At 67.8% G+C, this 20,364-nt stretch carries 18 protein-coding genes; 11 read left to right on the forward strand and 7 right to left on the reverse strand.

Annotated features, from left to right (window positions below):
* Positions 1 to 169: 169 nt before the first annotated feature.
* Entirely contained in the window at positions 170 to 1,552 is a 1,383-nt protein-coding gene (locus ASD72_RS11835; protein WP_056880141.1) for an outer membrane protein transport protein, read from the forward strand.
* 61 nt (positions 1,553 to 1,613) lie between these two features.
* Here the strand turns inward: ASD72_RS11835 and ASD72_RS11840 are convergent, their stop codons facing one another.
* The 3 genes from ASD72_RS11840 to putA all read right to left on the reverse strand — a co-directional run bounded on the left by ASD72_RS11840 (position 1,614) and on the right by putA (position 7,215).
* The gene (locus ASD72_RS11840) at positions 1,614 to 2,564 is read right to left on the reverse strand and encodes an SMP-30/gluconolactonase/LRE family protein (RefSeq protein ID WP_056880142.1); all 951 of its coding nucleotides are present in this window, start codon (positions 2,562 to 2,564) and stop codon (positions 1,614 to 1,616) included.
* A gap of 13 nt (positions 2,565 to 2,577) precedes the next feature.
* Positions 2,578 to 3,738 (reverse strand): GGDEF domain-containing protein, encoded by a 1,161-nt coding sequence (locus ASD72_RS11845; RefSeq protein WP_056880143.1) that lies wholly within the window; start codon positions 3,736 to 3,738, stop codon positions 2,578 to 2,580.
* A 246-nt stretch (positions 3,739 to 3,984) separates the two neighbouring features.
* Entirely contained in the window at positions 3,985 to 7,215 is a 3,231-nt protein-coding gene (gene putA / locus ASD72_RS11850; protein ID WP_056880144.1) for a bifunctional proline dehydrogenase/L-glutamate gamma-semialdehyde dehydrogenase PutA, read from the reverse strand.
* Between the two features lie 262 nt (positions 7,216 to 7,477).
* On the opposite strand from putA, the gene ASD72_RS11855 reads away from it, so the two are divergent.
* Genes ASD72_RS11855 through ASD72_RS11875 form a run of 6 tightly spaced genes read left to right on the forward strand, consistent with a single transcriptional unit; the run spans position 7,478 to position 12,189 of the window.
* Positions 7,478 to 7,954 carry a DUF2244 domain-containing protein gene (locus ASD72_RS11855; protein WP_056880245.1) on the forward strand — a complete coding sequence of 159 codons (477 nt, stop codon included), beginning with the start codon at positions 7,478 to 7,480 and terminating at the stop codon, positions 7,952 to 7,954.
* 18 nt (positions 7,955 to 7,972) lie between these two features.
* On the forward strand, positions 7,973 to 8,905 hold the full coding sequence (gene coxB / locus ASD72_RS11860; RefSeq protein ID WP_056880145.1) for a cytochrome c oxidase subunit II: 933 nt from the start codon (positions 7,973 to 7,975) through the stop codon (positions 8,903 to 8,905).
* A gap of 35 nt (positions 8,906 to 8,940) precedes the next feature.
* Positions 8,941 to 10,554, forward strand: a complete 1,614-nt coding sequence (gene ctaD, locus ASD72_RS11865) for a cytochrome c oxidase subunit I (RefSeq protein WP_056880146.1) — start codon at positions 8,941 to 8,943, stop codon at positions 10,552 to 10,554.
* Positions 10,555 to 10,573: 19 nt separating this feature from the next.
* Complete coding sequence (locus ASD72_RS21665; protein ID WP_255357651.1) at positions 10,574 to 10,708, forward strand: hypothetical protein; 135 nt, start codon at positions 10,574 to 10,576, stop codon at positions 10,706 to 10,708.
* The gene (locus ASD72_RS11870) at positions 10,705 to 11,283 is read left to right on the forward strand and encodes a cytochrome c oxidase assembly protein (protein ID WP_056880147.1); all 579 of its coding nucleotides are present in this window, start codon (positions 10,705 to 10,707) and stop codon (positions 11,281 to 11,283) included. Before ASD72_RS21665 ends, ASD72_RS11870 begins: the two co-directional genes overlap by 4 nt.
* A gap of 27 nt (positions 11,284 to 11,310) precedes the next feature.
* Positions 11,311 to 12,189, forward strand: a complete 879-nt coding sequence (locus tag ASD72_RS11875; protein WP_056880148.1) for a cytochrome c oxidase subunit 3 — start codon at positions 11,311 to 11,313, stop codon at positions 12,187 to 12,189.
* A 93-nt stretch (positions 12,190 to 12,282) separates the two neighbouring features.
* On the opposite strand, the gene ASD72_RS11880 is transcribed toward ASD72_RS11875, so the two are convergent.
* Positions 12,283 to 12,504 carry a twin transmembrane helix small protein gene (locus tag ASD72_RS11880; RefSeq protein ID WP_056880149.1) on the reverse strand — a complete coding sequence of 74 codons (222 nt, stop codon included), beginning with the start codon at positions 12,502 to 12,504 and terminating at the stop codon, positions 12,283 to 12,285.
* A gap of 102 nt (positions 12,505 to 12,606) precedes the next feature.
* On the opposite strand from ASD72_RS11880, the gene ASD72_RS11885 reads away from it, so the two are divergent.
* The 4 genes from ASD72_RS11885 to cyoE are packed head-to-tail and all read left to right on the forward strand — an operon-like array spanning position 12,607 to position 16,024.
* Positions 12,607 to 13,329, forward strand: a complete 723-nt coding sequence (locus tag ASD72_RS11885) for an SURF1 family protein (RefSeq protein WP_056880150.1) — start codon at positions 12,607 to 12,609, stop codon at positions 13,327 to 13,329.
* A gap of 26 nt (positions 13,330 to 13,355) precedes the next feature.
* On the forward strand, positions 13,356 to 13,928 hold the full coding sequence (locus ASD72_RS11890; protein ID WP_056880151.1) for a hypothetical protein: 573 nt from the start codon (positions 13,356 to 13,358) through the stop codon (positions 13,926 to 13,928).
* Positions 13,929 to 13,950: 22 nt separating this feature from the next.
* Positions 13,951 to 15,114, forward strand: coding sequence for a COX15/CtaA family protein (locus ASD72_RS11895; protein ID WP_081420305.1), 1,164 nt, complete (start codon positions 13,951 to 13,953; stop codon positions 15,112 to 15,114).
* A 1-nt stretch (position 15,115) separates the two neighbouring features.
* A complete protein-coding gene (gene cyoE, locus ASD72_RS11900) occupies positions 15,116 to 16,024 on the forward strand; it encodes a heme o synthase (protein WP_056880152.1) in 909 nt (302 codons plus the stop codon).
* A gap of 4 nt (positions 16,025 to 16,028) precedes the next feature.
* On the opposite strand, the gene ASD72_RS11905 is transcribed toward cyoE, so the two are convergent.
* The 3 genes from ASD72_RS11905 to dnaG form a co-directional block, all read right to left on the reverse strand.
* Entirely contained in the window at positions 16,029 to 16,532 is a 504-nt protein-coding gene (locus ASD72_RS11905; protein ID WP_056880153.1) for a sulfur transferase domain-containing protein, read from the reverse strand.
* Between the two features lie 16 nt (positions 16,533 to 16,548).
* A complete protein-coding gene (locus ASD72_RS11910) occupies positions 16,549 to 18,513 on the reverse strand; it encodes a prolyl oligopeptidase family serine peptidase (RefSeq protein WP_081420306.1) in 1,965 nt (654 codons plus the stop codon).
* Positions 18,514 to 18,580: 67 nt separating this feature from the next.
* Positions 18,581 to 20,314 (reverse strand): DNA primase, encoded by a 1,734-nt coding sequence (gene dnaG, locus ASD72_RS11915; RefSeq protein WP_056880154.1) that lies wholly within the window; start codon positions 20,312 to 20,314, stop codon positions 18,581 to 18,583.
* Positions 20,315 to 20,364 lie beyond the last annotated feature (50 nt).

Raw genomic sequence — 20,364 nt, forward strand, 5'->3', positions numbered from 1 at the left:
TGAATAGGGGCAAGGACTTACGGTGGATTGTTAGTGTTTGGTTAGCGGGTATACTGCATACGGCGTCGTATGTCGGGAGGGGCTTCCGGCAGGCCGAAAAGGTGGACCACACACCACGGCCTTCGACGACGCAGACGATTTCTTACCCACGTCTCCGGAGAGAACACTGATGGAATTTGCTAAGAACCTCACCCGCGTGTCCGCGCTTGCCCTCGGCATCGCGGGCGTGCTCGCCTACGGCGACGTGCACGCCGCCGCCTTCCAGTTGAAGGAAAACAGCGTCAAGGCCCAGGGCCGTGCGATGGCCGGTGCGGCCTCCGCCAAGGGCGACGCCTCGGTCGTGGTGAACAACCCGGCCGTCATGTCCACCTTCACCGAGCGCACCCTGCAGGCCGACGTCACCGCGATCGACCTGTCCTACGAATTCACCGGCAGCGGCACCGCCGCCACCGGCACCCCGTTCCAGCAGCCGCTGACCGGCGGCAACGGCGGCGACGCCGGCGACGTGGCCGCCGTGCCGGCCGCGTCCTTCATCCTGCCGTTGAGCGGCGATTTCGATTACCTGACCATCGGCGCCATGATCAGCGCGCCGTTCGGCCTGAAGACCGAATACGACGCCGGCTGGGTGGGTCGCTACCACGCGCTGGAATCGGACGTGAAGATCGTCGACCTGACCCTGGCCGCCTCGCTGGCGCTCAGCGACCGCTTCTCGATCGGCGCCGGCCTGATCTACGAACACGCCGACGTGACGCTGTCGCAGGCTGTCGACTTCGGCACCATCATCTGCAGCCAGAACCCGACCGCCTGCCTGACGCCCGGCACGCCCTACGGCCCGCAGCGCAACGATGGCCTGGCCCACGTCAACGGCACCGACAACGGCATCGGCTGGATCTTCGGCGTGAACTGGCGCCCGACCGACAAGCTGTCGCTGGGTTACTCGCACCGCTCCGAAATCGACCACGAACTGGAAGGCACCGGCGACTTCACCGTGCCGGCCAGCGTGCGCACCGCGTTCGATGCCAATCCGCTGACCCGTCCGCTGTTCCTGGACGGCGGCGCACTGGCCAAGCTGACCACGCCGACCGTGGACACCTTCAGCGCCACGTACTACGCGACCGACCGCTTCACCGTGATGGCCGAAGCCAGCCGCACCGACTGGACCTCGCTGCAGGAAATCCGCATCGAGTTCGACAACGCCGGCCAGCCGGATTCGGCCGAGGAGTACAACTGGGGCGAGAACTGGTTCTACTCGGTGGGTGGCGAGTACAAGTTCAGCGAGGCCTTCACCTTCCGTGCCGGCGTGGCGCGCGACGACTCCCCGGTGAGCCGCCCGTACCGCACCCCGCGCCTGCCCGACCAGGACCGCATGTGGTACTCGCTGGGCCTGACCTGGGCGCTGTCCGAGCACTTCGAGCTCAACGCCAGCTACGTCAAGATCGACATCGTCGATACGCCGGAAGTCGACCTGACCACCAGCACGCGTGCGCGCCTGGTCGGCGAGTTCGAGGGCGGCGCCGACCTGTACGGCGTGTCGATGCAGTACAAGTTCTGATCGCCCTGCGCATCAGTCCGATGAAAAACCCCGCTTCGGCGGGGTTTTTCTTTTCAGGGCGTCAGTACGGCAGGCCGGCGACGTCCAGGTCGATCGACCACAGGCTGGCCGCACCGGTGAGGAACAGCGTGCGCCGTTCCGCACCGCCGAACGCCGCGTTGGTGATGTTGGCATCCACGCGGATCGTCGCCAGCACGTCGCCCGCAGGCGAAAACACGCGCACGCGATGCGCGCCGTGCTCGGTGACGTACACGTTGCCGAGGCAGTCCACGGCCAGGCCGTCGCCGCCGGAGATGCGGGCCAGGTCGCGCCCCGGGCCGGGAATGCCCGCCGTCACCGGATACGCACGCAACACATCGCCGTCGGCCGTGCCGCCGGCCACGTAGAGCGTGCCGCCCTCCGGCGACAACGCGATGCCGTTGGGATTGCGCAGCGTGTCGTCCACCACCGTCGTGGTGCCGTCGTGGTGGCGGTACACGCGGGTCAGCGGCTGGCCGCCGGGGGCCGCCTTGCGCTGGTAGTCCGGATCGGTGAAGTAGAGCGTGCCGTCGGCGGCCATCACCAGGTCGTTCGGCGAGTTGAAAGGCGCTCCATCGAACGTTGAGACGAGCGCGGTGCGCGTGCCGCGCGCGAGGTCCACGCGGGCGACCTGCTTGCGGTCGTGGGTCGCGGCGATGAGCGCGCCTTCGTGATCGAGGGCCAGCCCGTTGCTGCCGCTGTCCTCCAGCACCGTCTCCCACCGGTCCGGTGGCGTGAATCGCCGTATGCGCGACGGGAAGGTGCCGTTGTGCACGAAGTCCGACAGGTACAGCGCACCATCGCGCCATACCGGGCCTTCGTAGAGGCGATCCTGCGCATCGCCCGGCGTCGCGGCCGCCACGCGCGCGGCGGTGAGCTCGCCGCGCGGCGCAACGCCCGGGTCGGTGGGGCACGCGACGTGTTGTGCCGACGCATGGACGGCGGGGGCGCTGCACAGTGCGAGCAGGGCAAGGGTGAGGCGGTGCAGCGGCATGGCGATCCTCCGGTCAGGCAGGATGCCAGCGTACCTCGATCCGGTTGCGGCCCTTGTGCTTGGCGGCGTACAGCGCTTCGTCGGCCAGCCGCATCAACGTGTCGTACTGCGCGTGCCGGTCTCCGGTGAAGGAGATGCCGAGGCTGACGGTGACGCGGAAATCCGCGCCGATCGGCGAGAACTCCAGCGCCATCACCTGCTGGCGGATGCGTTCGGCCAGCGCATGCGCGGTTTCGGCATGGGTATCCCGCAGCACCAGCATGAACTCCTCGCCGCCGAGGCGCGCGAACAGATCGTCGTTGCGGATGCAGCCGCGGACCACGTCGGAGAAACGTTGCAATACCAGGTCGCCGGCCTCGTGCCCGTGGTCGTCGTTGACGGCCTTGAAGTGGTCGAGGTCCAGCGCGATCACCGCCAGTCCGTGCTCCGCCGCATGCCAGGCACCGCGCGCTTCCAGTTCGTTGTCCAGGCCGCGGCGGTTCAGTGCGCCGGTCAGCGGATCGAACAGCGCGCCACGGCGCAGCGGCTCCGCGGCGCGGAAGCTGGCCAGCATCAGCATGCAGAAGTTGAGCAGGTACCAGATCGACAGATCGAGGTTTACCCAGATCGGGTTGGGTCCGTACGTTCCGGTCAATGCGGCCAGCAGGTCGCTGCCGTACAGCCACAGCAGCATCAGGCTGCCCGCGATCATCAGGCGCGCGGGCACGTGGTCGGGTGCGCGACGCAGCACCAGCAGGTGGCGGACCATCACGGCGAGCACGATCACTTCGGTGGCGCTCATCGCCGCGCCCTGCGCATCGACCGTACCGCGAAGTACCCAGCCGGCCAGCGAGAAGCCGATGCAGACCGGCAGCAGCGCCCGTTCCCACAACGCCAGCGGCCGCTGCTGCACGAACTGGATGATCGACCAGGCCAGGCCGACCAGGCCGGCGCAGGCCAGCAGGCCGCCGATGCCGGCGGTCCAGTGCGCGAGCGAGTCGTTGCCCGCCAGGACCAACTCCTGCGCCGTGCCGTCGAGCATCGCCGCGCCCAGCGAGTAGAGGAAGTGCGCCACGCCCCACGTGGCGATGCCGCGCACGCCGCGCGAGACGCGCCCCACGTACAGGAAAAGCGCCAGCAGCACGGCCGCCAGCGCACAGTCGGTCAACAGCAGGTTGTAGAAATCGGTCGTCATGCGATGGGGCCGTGATGGCCGTGGAGCTCCCTGTCTTCGGCTAAACGCAGAATGCGCCACGATCCGGCAGCGCGTCGCCGCCGATGCTCGCCCGCATGAAGTGACGGTTCAGCGATGGCATCGCGCGCAGGCACAGCTTCACCCCACCGCCGCTCACGATTCAGTGCGGTTGGTCATGGCATAGGAAAAAGAAAGCCCCGCCGGAGCGGGGCTTGGGAACCAGCGAGGGGCAGGCCCGTGGGCGGATCAATCGCCCAGGGTCAGCAGCGAGGCATTGCCGCCGGCCGCCGTGGTGTTGACGGTCACCGTCTTCTCGGTGGCGAAGCGCGGCAGGTAGTGCGGGCCGCCGGCCTTGGGGCCGGTGCCGGACAGGCCCTGGCCACCGAACGGCTGCACGCCGACGACCGCACCGATCTGGTTGCGGTTGACGTACACGTTGCCCACCTTCACCCGTGCGGCGATGCGGTCGATGGTCTCGTCGATGCGCGAGTGCACGCCGAGGGTGAGGCCGTAGCCGGTGGCGTTGATCTGGTCGATCACCGCATCCAACTGGTCGGCTTTCCAGCGCACCACGTGCAGGGCCGGCCCGAAGATTTCCTTGTGCAGCTGGTCGAGCGATTTCAGCTCCCACGCGCGCGGGGCGAAGAAGGTGCCGTGCGCGGTCTCGTCGCCGCGGCCGTTATCAGGCAACGGCGCCTGCTTGATCAGGCGCGCCTCGGCCGACATGCGGGCGGCGTGGTCGTCGAGGATCTTCAGCGCATCGGCGTCGATCACCGGGCCGACGTCGGTCGACAGCAGGCCCGGGTCGCCGATCTTCAGTTCGTCCATCGCGCCGGCGAGCATCGTCATCACCTTGTCGGCGATGTCGTCCTGCACGAACAGCACGCGCGCGGCCGAGCAGCGCTGGCCGGCGGAGGTGAACGCCGAGCCCATCGCGTCCTTCACCAGTTGCTCCGGCAGCGCGGACGAGTCGGCGATGAAGGCGTTCTGGCCACCGGTTTCGGCGATCAGCGTGGCGATCGGGCCGGCATCGCGGCCGGCGAGCGCGCGGTTGATCGCGCGCGCGGTCTCGGTGGAGCCGGTGAAGGCCACGCCGGCCACGCGCGGATCCTTCGTCAGTGCGGCGCCGACGGTGGCGCCGTCGCCGGGCAGGAACTGCAGCACCGCCTCGGGAATGCCGGCTTCGTGCAGCAGCTTCACCGCGGCATGGCCGATCAGGTTGGTCTGTTCGGCCGGCTTGGCGATCACGCCGTTGCCGGCGGCGAGCGCGGCGCTGACCTGGCCCAGGAAGATCGCCAGCGGGAAGTTCCACGGGCTGATGCAGACGAACACGCCACGGCCCTGCAGCTGCAGCTGGTTGGATTCGCCGGTCGGACCGGGCAGGTGCTCCGCTGCGCCGAACTGCGTACGCGCCTGCGCGGCGTAGTAGCGCAGGAAGTCCACCGCTTCGCGTACTTCGGCCACGCTGTCGGGGATGGTCTTGCCGGCTTCCTTCACGCACAGCGCGATGTAGTCGGGCAGGCGTTGTTCCAGCAGGTTCGCGGCGTGCTCCAGGATCGCGGCGCGGCTGGCGGCCGGCGTACGGTCCCAGGCCGGCTGCGCGGCGACGGCATTCGCCAACGCCTTCTCGACGGCGGCGCTGTCGGCGGGCTGCCATTCGCCAACGGTCTGGCGGCGGTCGGCGGGATTGGTCACCGGCAACGCGGCGCTGGCCACGACGGCGCCCGGCACCAACGGCGCCGCACGCCACGGCTTGACCGCCGCGTTGATGCGCTCGGCCAGCGCGCGCAGGTCGTTGTCGTTGGCGAGGTTGGCGCCCATGGAGTTGTTCCTGTCAGAAGAGGCGATAGGAGCCGGCTGGCTCCGGAAGAGATCGACCGGCAGCGGGATGCGCGGGTGCGGGATGGAATCGAATTCCGACACCGTCTGCACCGGGTCGCGCACGAGGTCCTCGATGGCGACGTTCTCGTCGGTGATGCGGTTGACGAAGCTGCTGTTGGCGCCGTTCTCGAGCAGGCGGCGCACCAGGTAGGGCAGCAGGTCCTCGTGCGAGCCGACCGGCGCGTACACGCGGCACGGCGTGTCGAGGCGGTGCTTCGGCACCACTTCGGCGTACAGGTCGTCGCCCATGCCGTGCAGCTTCTGGTGCTCGTACGGCCGGCCCTGCGCGATCGAGCGGATCGCAGCGATGGTCTGCGCGTTGTGGGTGGCGAACATCGGGTACAGCGCGTCGCCGTGGTCGAGCATGCGGCGTGCGTTAGCCAGGTAGGACACGTCGGTGTTCGGCTTGCGGGTGAACACCGGGTAGCCCGGATGGCCATCGATCTGCGCGCGCTTGATCTCGGCATCCCAGTACGCGCCCTTCACCAGGCGTACCGGCATGCGGCGACCGGCGCGGCGGGCGAGGTCGGCCAGGAAGTCGATCACGTACGGAGTACGCTTCTGGTAGGCCTGCACGGCCAGGCCGTAACCCTCCCAGCCGGCCAGCGAGGCGTCGGAGAACGTGGCTTCGATCAGGTCCAGCGACAGTTCCAGGCGGTCGGCTTCCTCGGCGTCGATGGTGAAGCCGATGCCATAGGACTTGGCCAGCTGCGCCAGCTCGAGGATCGCCGGCGCGAGCTCGCGCATCACGCGGGCACGCTTGGCGTGCTCGTAGCGCGGGTGAAGCGCGGACAGCTTGATCGAGATACTGGGTGCGGCGAGCACGTCCGCGAACGGACCGGTGCGGCCGATCGCGTGGATCGCCTGTCGGTAGGCTTCCAGATAGCGGGCGGCGTCCTTCGTGGTCAGCGCGCCCTCGCCCAGCATGTCGAAGGAATAGCGGTACTCGGCGTTGTCGCCCTTGCGGCTGCGCGACAGCGCTTCGTCGATGGTGCGGCCCATGACGAACTGGTGGCCCATGATCCGCATGGCCTGGCGCACGGCCAGGCGGATGACCGGCTCGCCCACGCGGCCGACCAGACGCTTGAAGGCGCCCGGGACATCGGCGCGGGTCAGGTCGTTCAGGTTGACCAGCTTGCCGGTCAGCATCAGGCCCCAGGTGGAGGCGTTCACCAGCACCGAGTCGCTCTGGCCCAGGTGCTTTTCCCAATCGGCGTCGCCCAGCTTGTCTCGGATCAGCTTGTCGGCCGTCTCCTGGTCCGGGATGCGGAGCAGGGCTTCGGCCACGCACATCAGCAGCACGCCTTCCTCGCTGCCGAGGTCGTACTGGCGCATGAAGGCCTCGATCGCGCCCTGGTCCTGGGCGCGGGCGCGCACCCGCTTCACCAGGTCCGCGGCCAGTTTCTGGGCCTGGGCCTGCTCGGCGGCGGGCAGGCGGGCCTGCTCCAGCAGTTCGCGGACGTGTTCGGTCTCGTCGCGCAGCCAGGCGGCCGTGATGGCGGCCCGCAGCGCGGGCGGCGGCGCGGGAAGTTCGGGAGCGACGATGCCGCCGGCCGGCAGGGCGGCAGGCGACGGGAGCGGTGACGGGGTCGACATGACGGCAGGGCAGTCCAAAGGCAGTCCATTAGTTTAGGGCCGCGGCGCCGGCCTTGATATGGCCGGGCACCGTTGCGGCGGGCCGCGCACGCTCCTGCCGCGCGATGCAGTGACGGGGGTCGCGGAACGCCGTTGCGGGCGCATGGCGAGGTGCGCACGACGGGGCCGGGCGCCTTGTCCTGGATCAATGAAACTTGCCGCAAAGTGTGTCGGGAGCTACCATTTAACGGTTTTCCGCAGCCTCAACCGTGTGGCGGACGACATGATCGAAGTGGTGCCGTCAGTGTGGGACGGACACGGCGCGTGGCTCCGGCTACGGCCGCCGAGGGCGCTGTCGCGCCGCCAGTTCGTGCTGTTGTTCGCGGCACTGTCGGGTGCGATGTGGATCGTCGCCATGCTGGGCTGGTGGGGAGGCAATGCCTTCGCGCCGGCCTTTGCATTGCTCCATTCGGCCATCCTGGCCACGGCGCTGCGTGCGCTGTGGCGCAGCGGCGAACGGAGCGAGGACATCCATATCGGGCCGGACGCCGTGGAGGTGAGCACCTCCCGGTCCGGGGCGGTATTCCGGGCGCATCCCTACTGGGTACGCCTGTACATCGAGCGGGAAGGCGAAAGGATTTCGCTGGCATCCAGCGGCAAGCAGGTCCAGGTGGGCGACTTCCTGGGTCCGGCCGAGCGGCGGGAGCTGGCGGACACGTTGCAGGATTTACTGGCGGCCGCGAGTGGCCGCAACCGATGACGCATTGGGGTCTAGGCAATGACGCAAGTGAATGGGATGTGGAAGCGGTTGGTGACGGCGTGCTCGCTGCTGGCAATGCCGGCACTGGCCTGGGCGCAGTCGGCGGACCCGAAGCCGTGGCAGCTGAACATGGGCAAGGGCGTCACCGCCTCGTCCCAGCACGCTTACGACGCGCACATGGTGGCGCTGTGGGTCTGCATCGTGATCGGCGTCATCGTGTTCGGCGCGATGGGCTATGCGATGTTCAAGTTCCGCAAGTCCAAGGGTGCGGTGGCCGCGCAGTTCAGCCACAACACCACGGCCGAGATCATCTGGACCGTCATCCCGGTGCTGATCCTGGTGGTCATGGCCTGGCCGGCGACCGCCAAGCTGATCGCCATGTACGACACCCGCAACGCCGAGATGACCGTCAAGGTCACCGGCTACCAGTGGATGTGGAAGTACGAGTACCTCGGCGAGGACGTCGCGTTCACCAGCCGCCTGGACCGTGAATCCGACCGCATCCGCCAGAGCGGCGAGAAGCCCGACCTGGCCAAGAACCCGCACTACCTGCTGGACGTCGACAACCAGCTGGTGCTGCCGATCGACACCAAGATCCGCTTCGTGATCACCGCCGACGACGTCATCCACGCCTGGTGGGTGCCCGCGCTGGGCTGGAAGCAGGACGCGATCCCCGGCATCGTCAACGAGGCCTGGACCGACATCAAGGAACCCGGCATCTACCGTGGCCAGTGCGCAGAGCTGTGCGGCAAGGACCATGGCTTCATGCCGATCGTGGTGAAGGCCGTGCCGAAGGCCGAGTTCGAGCAGTGGCTGGCGTCGAAGAAGCCCGCTCCGGCCGCCGAGCCCGCGCCCGTCGCCGCGCCTGCGGAAGCCGCGCCGGCCGATGCCGTGCCGGCCACCGAGACCGCCCCCACCGCCGAGACCCCTGCGCCGACGGCGCAGGGTTGATCGACCGTCCGAATTAGCTTCAAGAGAGTAAGCACATGGCCAACTCCGCCGTCGATCATCATGACGATCACCACGGTCACCAGCAGAGCTTCATCGAGCGGTGGTTCTTCTCCACGAACCACAAGGACATCGGTACTCTCTACCTGATCTTCAGCTTCATCATGTTCATCATCGGCGCAGGCATGTCGGTGGTGATCCGTGCCGAGCTGATGGTGCCGGGCCTGCAGCTGGTCACGCCCGAATTCTTCAACCAGATGACCACGGTGCATGCGCTGGTCATGATCTTCGGTGGCGTGATGCCGGCCTTCGTCGGCCTGGCCAACTGGATGATCCCGCTGCAGGTCGGCGCGCCGGACATGGCGCTGCCGCGCATGAACAACTGGTCCTTCTGGATCATGCCGTTCGCCTTCACCCTGCTGCTGGGCACGCTGTTCCTGCCGGGCGGCGCCCCGGCCGGTGGCTGGACGCTGTACCCGCCGCTGTCGCTGCAGGGCGGCGCGAACGTGGCGTTCACCATCTTCGCCATCCACATGATGGGCGTCAGCTCGATCATGGGCGCGATCAACATCATCGCCACCGTGCTGAACATGCGCGCGCCGGGCATCGATCTGCTGAAGATGCCGATCTTCTGCTGGACCTGGCTGATCACCGCGTTCCTGCTGATCGCCGTGATGCCCGTGCTGGCCGGCGCGGTCACCATGCTGCTGACCGACAAGTTCTTCGGCACCAGCTTCTTCAATGCCGCCGGCGGCGGCGACCCGGTGATGTACCAGCACATCTTCTGGTTCTTCGGTCACCCCGAGGTCTACATCATGATCCTGCCGGCGTTCGGCGTGGTGTCGGAAATCATCCCGACCTTCAGCCGCAAGCCGCTGTTCGGCTACCAGGCCATGGTGTACGCGACCGCCTCGATCGCGTTCCTGTCGTTCATCGTGTGGGCGCACCACATGTTCACGGTGGGCATGCCGCTGGGTGGCGAGATCTACTTCATGTTCGCCACCATGCTGATCGCGATCCCGACCGGCGTGAAGGTGTTCAACTGGGTCAGCACGATGTGGAGGGGCTCGCTGTCCTTCGAAACGCCGATGCTGTGGGCCGTGGGCTTCGTGATCCTGTTCAGCATCGGCGGCTTCTCCGGCCTGATGCTGGCGATCGTGCCGGCCGACTTCCAGTACCACGACACCTACTTCGTGGTGGCGCACTTCCACTACGTGCTGGTGACCGGCGCGCTGTTCTCCATCATCGCGGCGACCTACTACTGGTGGCCGAAGTGGACCGGCCGCATGTACAGCGAGTTCTGGGGCAAGTTCCATTTCTGGTGGACGATCGTGTTCGTCAACCTGCTGTTCTTCCCGCAGCACTTCCTGGGCCTGGCCGGCATGCCGCGCCGTATCCCGGACTACAACCCGGTGTTCGCGGACTGGAACCTCATCAGCTCGATCGGCGCGTTCGGCATGTTCGCCACGCCGTTCCTGATGGCCGCGATCCTGTGGTCGTCGCTGCGCAACGGCAAGAAGGCCGAGGCGCGCGCGTGGGAAAACGCGCGTGGCCTGGAATGGACGGTGCCGTCGCCGGCGCCGCACCACACCTTCACCGTCCCGCCGGTCATCAAGGATGGCGACCTGGCGCACGGCGACGTGACCCACTGAGACCGTTGAGCCGTACCGCATGAACGCCCCTGCGCTTACTCCCGAGGAACTCGCGCGCCGCCGCAAGGCGGTGCTGCGGACCGCATGGGTGATCGGCGGGATCGCGTTCGCGATCTTCGTGGGCTTCATCGCCCGCGCGGTGCTCAGCGCATGACCGCGGCGAAGTCCAACTCGGCCGGGCTGTTCAAGCTGGTGGGCGTGGCCGTCGCCGTGTTCGTGCTGACGTTCTCGCTGGTGCCGCTGTACCGCATCGCCTGCGAGAAAGTGTTCGGCATCCGCCTGGAGCAGGGTCCTGGCCAGGCTGCGGCGATTGCCGCCGCCAAGGCCAAGCGCACGGTCACCGTACAGTTCGACGGCGGCGTGAATTCCAAGCTGCCGTGGGCCTTCCATCCGGAGCAGCTGACCCTGCAGGTCGTGCCCGGCGAGCTGTACGAGGCCAAGTATTTCGCCCGCAACGACAGCGAGCGCCCGATCGTGGGCAGCGCGGTGCCGTCGGTGGCGCCGGCGCGTGCGTCGGGTTATTTCACCAAGACCGAGTGCTTCTGCTTCACCGCCCAGACCCTGCAGGCCGGCGAAAGCCGCGACATGCCGGTCCGCTTCATCGTGGACCCGGACCTGCCGGCGGAAGTGAAGACGATCACCCTGTCGTATACCTTCTTCAAGAACGATGCACTGACCGCGCAGATCGGCACGGGCAACGCATCGCCCTCGCCGCTCGCGGCACCCTGATCACGCTTAGCAAACGGAAGCCACGCCATGGGACAAACCCATTCGCCAGACGCCAACATCTACTTCGTGCCGCACAGCTCCAAGTGGCCGTTCGTGGGTTCCATCGCCATGTTCGTCACCATGGTGGGCGTGGCCAACTGGCTCAATGATTCCGCCTGGGGCATGTGGGCGTTCTACGCCGGCGTCGTGATGCTGTGCGCCACGTTGTTCATGTGGTTCGGCGACGTGATCCGCGAGTCGGTCAGCGGCCACTACAACCGCCAGGTGGACGTGTCGTTCCGCATGGGCATGGTGTGGTTCATCTTTTCGGAAGTGATGTTCTTCGCGGCCTTCTTCGGCGCGCTGTTCTACGCCCGCACGCTCGCGTTGCCGTGGCTGGGCGGCGAAGGCGATGGCGTGATGACCAACAGCCTGCTGTGGGAAGGCTTCTCGGCCGCGTGGCCGACCGCCGGTCCGGGCCAGGTGGGCGGCCAGTTCCAGACCATCCCGGCCTGGGGCCTGCCGCTGCTCAACACGCTGATCCTGCTGACCTCGGGCATCACCATCACCATCGCGCACCATGCGCTGAAGGCCGGCAACCGCAGCCAGCTGCTGATCTGGCTGGGCGCCACGGTGCTGCTGGGTTGCACGTTCCTGTTCTTCCAGGCCGAGGAATACATCCACGCCTACAAGGAGCTGAACCTGACCCTGGGTTCGGGCATCTACGGTTCCACGTTCTTCATGCTGACCGGCTTCCACGGCCTGCACGTGACGCTGGGCACCATCATGCTGGCGATCATCTGGTTCCGTTGCGCCAAGGGCCACTTCACGAAGGACAACCACTTCGGCTTCGAGGCCGTGGCGTGGTACTGGCACTTCGTGGACGTGGTCTGGCTGGGCCTGTTCCTGTTCGTCTACGTGCTGTAAGCGCGGGCGATCGAGACGAAGAAAGGGCCGGCAATGCCGGCCCTTTTCTTTTCCGTGGTTGGCGCGGCCGGTGGCGCGCGGGACAATGCGCGCTCAGCCGGGATTGACGCCGTGCGGCTGGATCCAGCCCATCTTGATCGCCAGGATCACCAGCAGGATCAGCCCGACGGACAACGCGATGCGGCGGGTCAGCGCGTTGACGGTGCGCTTGCTCTCGCTCTTGTCCACCAGCATGTAGTACAGGCCGGCGCCCAGGTTCCAGACGATGACGATGAGGAAGGCGATGATCAGCAGGGTTTTCAGCGAATCGTTCATGGCGTCCTCGAGAGGTGCCGCAGCGGCGAGGCGCGCATTATCGCTCCGCCAGGGTGAGCCCGTGGTGGGTGCGACATTCGGACGCAGCCCGTGAGCCGGCGCATGCCGCTGCCGATCGGCTGGACCCTGGCCGTGCTGGCGATGTCGCTGTTCGGCAGCCTGGGTGCCTGGCAGCTGGGACGGGCGGACCAGAAGCAGGCCATGCTGGCCGAAACCGCGCGCGTGCTGGCCGAGCGCCAGCCGCAGCCGCTGGCCATCGCCGCCGACGAGGCGCGTGCCGACCGCTACGACTGGACCGAGGGCGAGGGCCGCTTCGCGCCGGGCCCCGCGATCCTGCTCGACAACCAGACCCGCGACCGCCAGGCCGGTGTGCGTGCGTACCGTGTCTTCCAGCCTGCGGGCGGCGGCGCACCGGTGTTGGTGGAACTGGGGTGGCTGCCGATCCCGGGCGACCGCCGGATGCCGGAGATCCCGCTGCCACCGAACGAGCTGCGCGTCGCCGGCCTGCTGGTGCCGCCCCCCTCGGAAGGCATTGCCCACGCCGCGCCGAGCGCCCAACCCGACGGCAGCCTGCTGGTGATCGCACTGCAGCGGGATGCGTTGAAGGAGGCCCTGGGGCTGCCGGCGTTGGCGCCGCGCGTGCTCAAGCTGGACCCGGACCGGCCGCTGGGCTATGCCCGCGACCTCGATATCCTGCCCAACACGCTGCCACCGGAGCGCCATATCGGCTACGCCGTGCAGTGGTTCGGGCTGGCTGCCGCCGTGTTCGCCACCGCGCTGGTGCTGACCTGGCGCTCCCGGCGTCCCGCCCGGCAGGGGCATTGAGCGCCCCGGCGTGAGAAAATAGCCGCATGGATTCCAATTCGTTCGATCCCGCCCAGCGGCGCCGCGGGCGCTGGATGCTGGTCGGCCTGTTCGCCCTGTTCTTCGGCACCGTGTTCGGTGCCGGCGTGCTGCGCTTCGCCGGCTGGCAGCCGGCCGGGCACAAGAACCACGGCCAGATGCTGCAACCGCCCGCCGACGCGCGCGCCATCGTGCCCGTGCTGGCGGACGGCAGCCGGTACGACTGGAACCCGGCCGAGCGTGGCTGGCGCATCGTGGTCGCACCGCCGGCCAGCTGCGCGCAGGCGTGCCTGACGCTGGCGAACGACCTGGACAAGGTCTGGCAGCTGTTCGGCCACAACGCCAACGACGTCGACATCCTCTGGATCGGCGCGTATCCCGACGGCGCGCCGCGCCACTCGGCACTGCGCGTGGTCCGTGCCGACGACCCGCTGCGCGCCGCGTTGCCGCAGGTGGACGATCCGGCCGGCGTGCCGGTCTACGTGATCGATCCGCACGGCTTCGTGATCCTGCGCTACGCGCCCGGCTTCGATCCCGGCCATCTGCGCACCGACGTCTCCAAGCTGCTCAAGCTGATCTGAGCCGCACGCACGCTCCCTGACCATGATGACTTCCAACGACCGTCCCGAGATCGCGCGCCCCGTGATCTACAGACACTTCCATCGCATCGCCTGGCTGGCGGTGGCACTGACGCTGTGCGTCGTCGTGTTCGGCGCCTTCGTGCGCCTGTCCGACGCCGGCCTGAGCTGCCCCGACTGGCCGACCTGCTACGGCCGCGCGGCATGGCCGAAGGCGGTCGATGAAGCGGCCTCGCACGTGGCCAGCGAGATCCGTCCGTTCGAAACCCACAAGGCATGGCGCGAACAGATCCACCGCCATCTCGCCGCATCGCTGGGCGTGCTGGTGCTGGTGCTCGCGCTGCTGGCCGCACGCCGCCGGCGCTGGGGCATCGCGCAGATCGTGGTTGCCGCGGGATTGGTCGGCGCTGCGATTCCCCTGTACATGCACGGCGAACACGGTGCGGCATCCGCGCTGGCGATCCTGGGCGAAGCGATCCTGCTGTTCGCCGCCTTGCGCTGGTCGAACATCGACCTGGCGCGCGCGGCGACGCTGACGCTGGCGGTGATCATCTTCCAGGCGCTGCTCGGCATGTGGACGGTGACGTGGCTGCTGAAGCCCATCGTCGTGATGGGCCACCTGCTCGGTGGCCTGACGACGTTCTCGCTGCTGGTGTGGATGGCGTGGCGCGCCACCGATCGTCCGATCACCCTGGCCGATACCACCACACTGCGACGCTGGTTGATCGGTGGCCTGGTGCTGCTTGGCGTGCAGATCGCGCTGGGCGGCTGGGTGAGCGCGAACTATGCGGCGCTGGCCTGTGGCCTGGATTTCCCGAAGTGCGTGGGCCAGTGGGTGCCGCCGGCGGACTTCCGCGAAGCCTTCGTGCTCTGGCGCGGGATCGGCGTGGACTACGAAGGCGGTGTGCTCGATGGCGCCTCGCGCATCGCCATCCAGCTGACCCACCGCATCATGGCGGTGATCGTCGCGCTCTACGTGCTGGCGCTGGCGCTGCGCCTGTTCCGCACGCCGGGCATGCGCAGCTGGTCGCTGACGCTGGCGGTGCTGGTGTGCGCGCAGGTCACGCTGGGCATCCTCAACGTGAAGCTCAACCTGCCGCTGCCGGTCGCGGTCGCGCACAACGCTGGCGCGGTGCTGCTGTTGTTCACCATGGTGTCGCTGGTCGCCCGCCTGCGCAGGCCCGACTGACATGGCCTCGACTTACCGCCAATACTGGGACCTGACCAAGCCGCGCGTGGTGGCGCTGATCGTGTTCACCGCGATCGTCGGCATGTTCCTCGCGATCGATGGCCTGCCTGATGGTGCACAACTGGTGCGCGGGGCGCTCGGCTTCCTCGGCATCTGGCTGGCGGCCTCCAGCGCGGCGGCGATCAACCAACTGCTGGACGCGCGCATCGACGCGAAGATGGCGCGCACGTCGTGGCGTCCGCTGGTCCAGGGCCAGGTGAAGCCGTGGCAGGCGCTGGTGTTCGCACTGGTGCTGGCGGCGTTGTCGATGGCGATCCTGGTGCTGTGGGTCAACACGATCACCGCGATCCTGACGTTCGCGTCGCTGATCGGTTATGCCGTGGTCTATACGGTGTTCCTCAAGCGCGCCACGCCGCAGAACATCGTGATCGGCGGCATCGCCGGCGCGGCGCCGCCGCTGCTGGGCTGGGCCACGATGACCGGCATGCAGGGCGAGTGGGACTGGCCGCACGCGCTGCTGCTGGTGTTGATCATCTTCGTGTGGACGCCGCCGCATTTCTGGGCGCTGGCGATCTTCCGTCGCGAAGACTACGCGCGCGCGCTGGTGCCGATGCTGCCGGTGACGCACGGCGTGACGTACACGCGCTGGCAGATCCTGTTCTACACGGTGCTGCTGGTGGAAGTGACCGTGCTGCCGGTGGTGTTCGGCATGAGCGGCTTCTTCTACCTGGGCGGCGCGCTGGTGCTGGGTTCGGTCTTCCTCTGGTACGCGTGGCGCCTGCTGAACCCGCCCGACGAGTTCTTCGCCATGCGCGTGTTCAACTATTCCATCGTCTACCTGATGGCGTTGTTCGCGTTCCTGCTCGCCGACCACTGGATGATGCCGCTGCTGCGGCCGGCGATGGTCTAACGCCTTACTTCGATTCCGCCGGGGCAGGCGTGGCGAGCTGTTCCACCACCACCGGTTCCAGCGATTTCAGTCCGGCGGAACGACCCAGGGCCAGGGCTTCATCCGCGGACAGGCCATCCAACTGCGCCGCGCCCAGCGCGAGCAGCGCGCCGACACGATTACCGGACGCGCAATGCAGCAGCACCTTGCCTTCGCGGCCTTGCAGCAAGGCGTGCAGTGCCTGGGCGTTCGCCGCGCTGATGTCCTCCTTGCCGCTGATCGGCAGCGCGATGTACGTCATGCCCAGTGCTTCGACTTCGCCCGCCTCGTCGTAGCCGCGCACTTCCTGTGGGCCGCGCAGGTCGATCACGGTGCGCACACCCTCGTCCTTGAGCCGCTTCAGCTCGTCGAGGGTCGGTTGCCCGCCGGTATGCAGGCCGGGCCGGGGTTCGGTGAAGTCGCCCGCATGGAGCGGGAAGCAGGCCAGCACGAGGGCCAGCAGGGCGATGACGCGTGCGAGTGGCTTCATGGTGAGCGCGCTCCGCTCAGTCCAGGAGGTGTTGCTGCCAGAACAGGATGCTCGCCGCGCCGAAATAGTCCGCATTGCTCTTCTTGCGGAAACCGTGGCCTTCGTCGTCGAACATCAGGAACCATACCGGCTCACCGTTCGCGCGCACCGCCTTGGCGATCTGCTCGGCTTCGGTGTACGGCACGCGCGGGTCGTTGCGGCCCTGCGCGACGAACAGTGGCGTCCTGATCCGCGCGGCGTTGCGCAACGGCGAGATGCGGTCGAACACCGCCTTCATCGCCGGATCGCGCTCGTCGCCGTACTCGGCGCGGCGCAGGTCCCGCCGGTAGCTTTCGGTGTTGGTGAGGAAGGTGGTGAAGTCGGAGATGCCGACGATGTCGATGCCCGCGCGGATGCGATCGCTGTAATGGGTCAGCGAGGCGAGCACCATGTAGCCGCCGTAGCTGCCACCCACTACGCCGATGCGCGAGGCATCCAGCTCGGGCTGCTGTGCGATCCAGTCCAGCAGCGCGCCGATGTCCTTCACCGAATCCTCGCGCTTTTCCGCGTTGTCCAGCGAGAGGAAGGTCTTGCCGTAGCCGGTGGAGCCGCGCACGTTCGGCACGAGCACCGCCACGCCCAGCTCGTTCACCAGGAACTGCGTGCCTGCGTTGAACGAAGGCACCGACTGGCCTTCCGGCCCGCCATGGATGCTGATGATGACCGGCAGGCGGCGACCGGCAGGCACCTTGGCCGGCGTGTAGTAGAACGCAGGGATCGTACGCGGTGCGCCGTCGATCTGGTCGAATGTGGGATAGCGGATCAGCGACGGCGATACGAACTTCGACGTATCGAGGCCGCCGACTTCGCTTTGCGTCCAGCGCACCAGCGAGCGGTCGGCCAGGCCGATCACGTAGACATCGCTGGGCGAGGTGGAGGTGTTGAGGGTGACCGCCAGGCGCTTCCCGTCCGGCGAGAACGCACCGCCATCGATGATGCCCACCGGAAGTTCCGGCAGCGCGACCGGGCGATGGCTGGGCAGGGCGAGCAGGTGCGCCTTGCCGATGCCATCCTCGTTGGTGAAATAAACGAGGTGCTTGCCGTCGTCGGACAGCGCGAAGTCTTCGACATCCCAAGGCACGTCGGCCGTCAGCACCTCGAGTTTGCCGCTGGCAGGATCGTGGAAGCGCAGGCGGCTGAATTCACTGGGCTGGCCCGCCACCGGTTCGTCGGAAATGAAGTACACGCCCTTGCCGGACTGCGCATAAGCGAAACGGCCGAACGCCGCCTTGCCGCCGTCCACCGGGAATTCCTCCCGCTTGCCGGTGGCCAGGTCCACGGCGCCCGGATAGGACTCGGCGGCGGACACGTAGCGCGACACCAGCAGCTCCTTGCCGTCGGGCGAGAAGTCCAGCGGCGTCCACGAACCGCCTGCCGACAACAGCAAGCGGCTGGTGCCGGCGCGGGTATCGCGCAGCCAGATGTCGCGATCGGTGCCGTTCCGCGCGGTGCTGGCATAGGCGAGCAGCGAGCCGTCGCGGTTGATCACCACGCCGCTGTTCTGGCTGCGCTTGCCGTCGGTCAACAGCGTGGTCGAGCGCGTCTGCGTATCGAACCAGTACAACTGCGAGAACTCGTCGCCGCCCTTGTCCTTGCCGAAGACGAAACCGTCGCGCCACGCCTGCGGCGGTGCGGGCGTGAGGCCGGCGACCGGTTCGGGATAGAACGTCAGCTGCTCGCGCATGCCGAGCGGTTGGCAGACGCGATGCGCCTGGTTGGTTTCGGCGAACCGGGTGCCGATCAGCAGGCAGCCGTCCTTCGTCCATCCGGCCAACGCCGCGCCACGCGTGTTCTGGTAGCGGTTGAGACGCTCCAGCAGATCGGCCGGGATCTCCGGCACGTCCTCGCTGACGCGGTTGCCCACGTGCTTGCGTTCGACGGGCGCGGCGGCCGCGGTACCGGCCAGCGCGACGAGGACGACGGACAAGGCGATCAGGCGCATGGCAGCTCCGTGGCGAGTCGATGCCCGGAGTCTAGACTGCCCTGTGTGCCGCGGAAACCCGCGACCTTCAATGGCGGCCGATGCGGGCCTGCAACAGGGTGCGCAGTTCGTACTTGTCGGCTTCGTCGAGGCCGACATTGCGCTGCTTGGCCTGCAGTTCCTCCAGGCGCTGCTGCAGCATCTGCTTTTCCAGCTGCACGGCGGCGTCGAGCAGTTCGAGCCGCCAGCTTTCCTCATCGCCGGGCAGCTCCTGCATCGCCAGCTTCTGTAAGGCAGCCGCTTCGTCCCGCTCGGCGAAATGCTCCAGCAGCACGCCGGTGGTGATGTCGGGGCGCGCATGCACCAGCGCGATCAGTTCCAGCAGCAGCTCCATGCCAGGCAGGCGCAGGGCGGAGAAGCCATGCGTGGATTCGATCGCCAGCGCGAGCGCGGGCTTGTGCAGCAGGCGCACGATGATGTGGCGGACAAGGCTGGGCTTCTGGCCCGGACTCGTCGCGGGCGGACGGCGCGTCGGCGTGGGCGGTGCCGACGGTGTTGCGGCGCTGCCTGCGCCGACGCCGGTCACCACGGTCAGCTGCTGCCGCATCAGGTCGCCGAAGGCGCCATCGGGAATCTGCGCCAGCAGCGGGCGCGCGCGCTCGGCCAGGCGTGCCTTGCCGTCGAGCGTGGAGAGCTTGATGTCCTTGCCCAGTTCCTGGAAGAAGAATTCCGACAGCGGCATCGCCTCCTGCAGGCGCGCGTCGAAGCCCGCCGCGCCTTCCTGCCGCACGATGGTGTCGGGATCCTCGCCATCGGGCAGGAACAGGAAGAACGCCTGGCGTCCATCCTTCATGCGCGGCAGCACCGATTCCAGGGCACGCCACGCGGCACGCTGGCCAGCGGCATCGCCATCGAAGCAGAAGTACACGTCGGGCGCGTTGCGGAACAGCAGTTCGGCATGCTCGGGCGTGGTCGCCGTGCCCAACGTGGCCACGGCCTCCTTCACGCCGAACTGGAACAGCGAAACCACGTCCATGTAGCCCTCGACCACCACCAGCCGCGCGATCTTCTGGTTGGCCTGCTTCACCTGCCACAGGCCGTACAGCTCGCGGCCCTTGTGGAACAGCGCGGTCTCGGGCGAGTTGAGGTACTTCGGGCCGTCGTCCTTCTGCAGCACGCGCCCGCCGAATGCGATCACGCGGCCGCGCCGGTCGTGGATCGGGAACATCACCCGGTCGCGGAACTTGTCGTAGACATGGCCGCGGTCGTTCTTGGAGAACAGGCCGGCGCGGTCGAGCAGTTTCATCCGGCGCTCGTCGGTGCCCAGCGCGTCTTTCAGCGCCGAGTAGCCATCCGGCGCATAGCCGATCATGAACTGCGTGCGGATCGCCGCATCCACGCCGCGGCCATCGAGATACGCCTTCGCCTTGTCGCTGCCCTCCAGGTTGCGCTGGAAGAAGCGCGCGGCCGCTTCCAATGCATTGAACAGGTCGCGGGTATCGTTGTTCTCGTTGCGCTGCTGGGTCTCGCGCGGCACTTCCATGCCGTTGCGGCGCGCCAGCTCTTCCACCGCGTCGAGGAACTCGAGGCGGTCGTAGTTCATCAGGAACGACAGTGCCGTGCCGTGCGCACCGCAGCCGAAGCAGTGGTAGAACTGCTTGGTCGGCGAGACCGTGAACGACGGCGAGCGCTCATCGTGGAACGGGCAGCAGGCCGAATATTCCTTGCCCTGGCGCTTCAGCGGGACGCGCCCACCCACCACCTCGACGATATCCGTCCGGGCGAGCAGTTCGTCGATGAAGGCGTCGGGGATGCGGGCCATGGGTCGCATAGGATGCCATGCCCGGCCGGGCCGCCGGGATCGCGCGCTAC

The sequence above is a fragment of the Pseudoxanthomonas sp. Root630 genome (assembly GCF_001427585.1).
Taxonomy (GTDB): domain Bacteria; phylum Pseudomonadota; class Gammaproteobacteria; order Xanthomonadales; family Xanthomonadaceae; genus Pseudoxanthomonas_A.

What these genes read in the sequence shown, in the direction of transcription:
- coxB (WP_056880145.1), top strand. Translation starts at nt 7,973, where the DNA reads ATGACGCAAGTGAATGGGATGTGGAAGCGGTTGGTGACGGCGTGCTCG.
- ASD72_RS11875 (WP_056880148.1), top strand. Translation starts at nt 11,311, where the DNA reads ATGGGACAAACCCATTCGCCAGACGCCAACATCTACTTCGTGCCGCAC.
- ASD72_RS21665 (WP_255357651.1), top strand. Translation starts at nt 10,574, where the DNA reads ATGAACGCCCCTGCGCTTACTCCCGAGGAACTCGCGCGCCGCCGCAAG.
- ASD72_RS11910 (WP_081420306.1), bottom strand. Translation starts at nt 18,513, where the DNA reads ATGCGCCTGATCGCCTTGTCCGTCGTCCTCGTCGCGCTGGCCGGTACC.
- ASD72_RS11835 (WP_056880141.1), top strand. Translation starts at nt 170, where the DNA reads ATGGAATTTGCTAAGAACCTCACCCGCGTGTCCGCGCTTGCCCTCGGC.
- dnaG (WP_056880154.1), bottom strand. Translation starts at nt 20,314, where the DNA reads ATGGCCCGCATCCCCGACGCCTTCATCGACGAACTGCTCGCCCGGACG.
- ASD72_RS11840 (WP_056880142.1), bottom strand. Translation starts at nt 2,564, where the DNA reads ATGCCGCTGCACCGCCTCACCCTTGCCCTGCTCGCACTGTGCAGCGCC.
- ASD72_RS11855 (WP_056880245.1), top strand. Translation starts at nt 7,478, where the DNA reads ATGATCGAAGTGGTGCCGTCAGTGTGGGACGGACACGGCGCGTGGCTC.
- cyoE (WP_056880152.1), top strand. Translation starts at nt 15,116, where the DNA reads ATGGCCTCGACTTACCGCCAATACTGGGACCTGACCAAGCCGCGCGTG.
- ASD72_RS11895 (WP_081420305.1), top strand. Translation starts at nt 13,951, where the DNA reads ATGATGACTTCCAACGACCGTCCCGAGATCGCGCGCCCCGTGATCTAC.
- ASD72_RS11890 (WP_056880151.1), top strand. Translation starts at nt 13,356, where the DNA reads ATGGATTCCAATTCGTTCGATCCCGCCCAGCGGCGCCGCGGGCGCTGG.
- putA (WP_056880144.1), bottom strand. Translation starts at nt 7,215, where the DNA reads ATGTCGACCCCGTCACCGCTCCCGTCGCCTGCCGCCCTGCCGGCCGGC.
- ASD72_RS11880 (WP_056880149.1), bottom strand. Translation starts at nt 12,504, where the DNA reads ATGAACGATTCGCTGAAAACCCTGCTGATCATCGCCTTCCTCATCGTC.
- ASD72_RS11870 (WP_056880147.1), top strand. Translation starts at nt 10,705, where the DNA reads ATGACCGCGGCGAAGTCCAACTCGGCCGGGCTGTTCAAGCTGGTGGGC.
- ctaD (WP_056880146.1), top strand. Translation starts at nt 8,941, where the DNA reads ATGGCCAACTCCGCCGTCGATCATCATGACGATCACCACGGTCACCAG.
- ASD72_RS11885 (WP_056880150.1), top strand. Translation starts at nt 12,607, where the DNA reads ATGCCGCTGCCGATCGGCTGGACCCTGGCCGTGCTGGCGATGTCGCTG.
- ASD72_RS11845 (WP_056880143.1), bottom strand. Translation starts at nt 3,738, where the DNA reads ATGACGACCGATTTCTACAACCTGCTGTTGACCGACTGTGCGCTGGCG.
- ASD72_RS11905 (WP_056880153.1), bottom strand. Translation starts at nt 16,532, where the DNA reads ATGAAGCCACTCGCACGCGTCATCGCCCTGCTGGCCCTCGTGCTGGCC.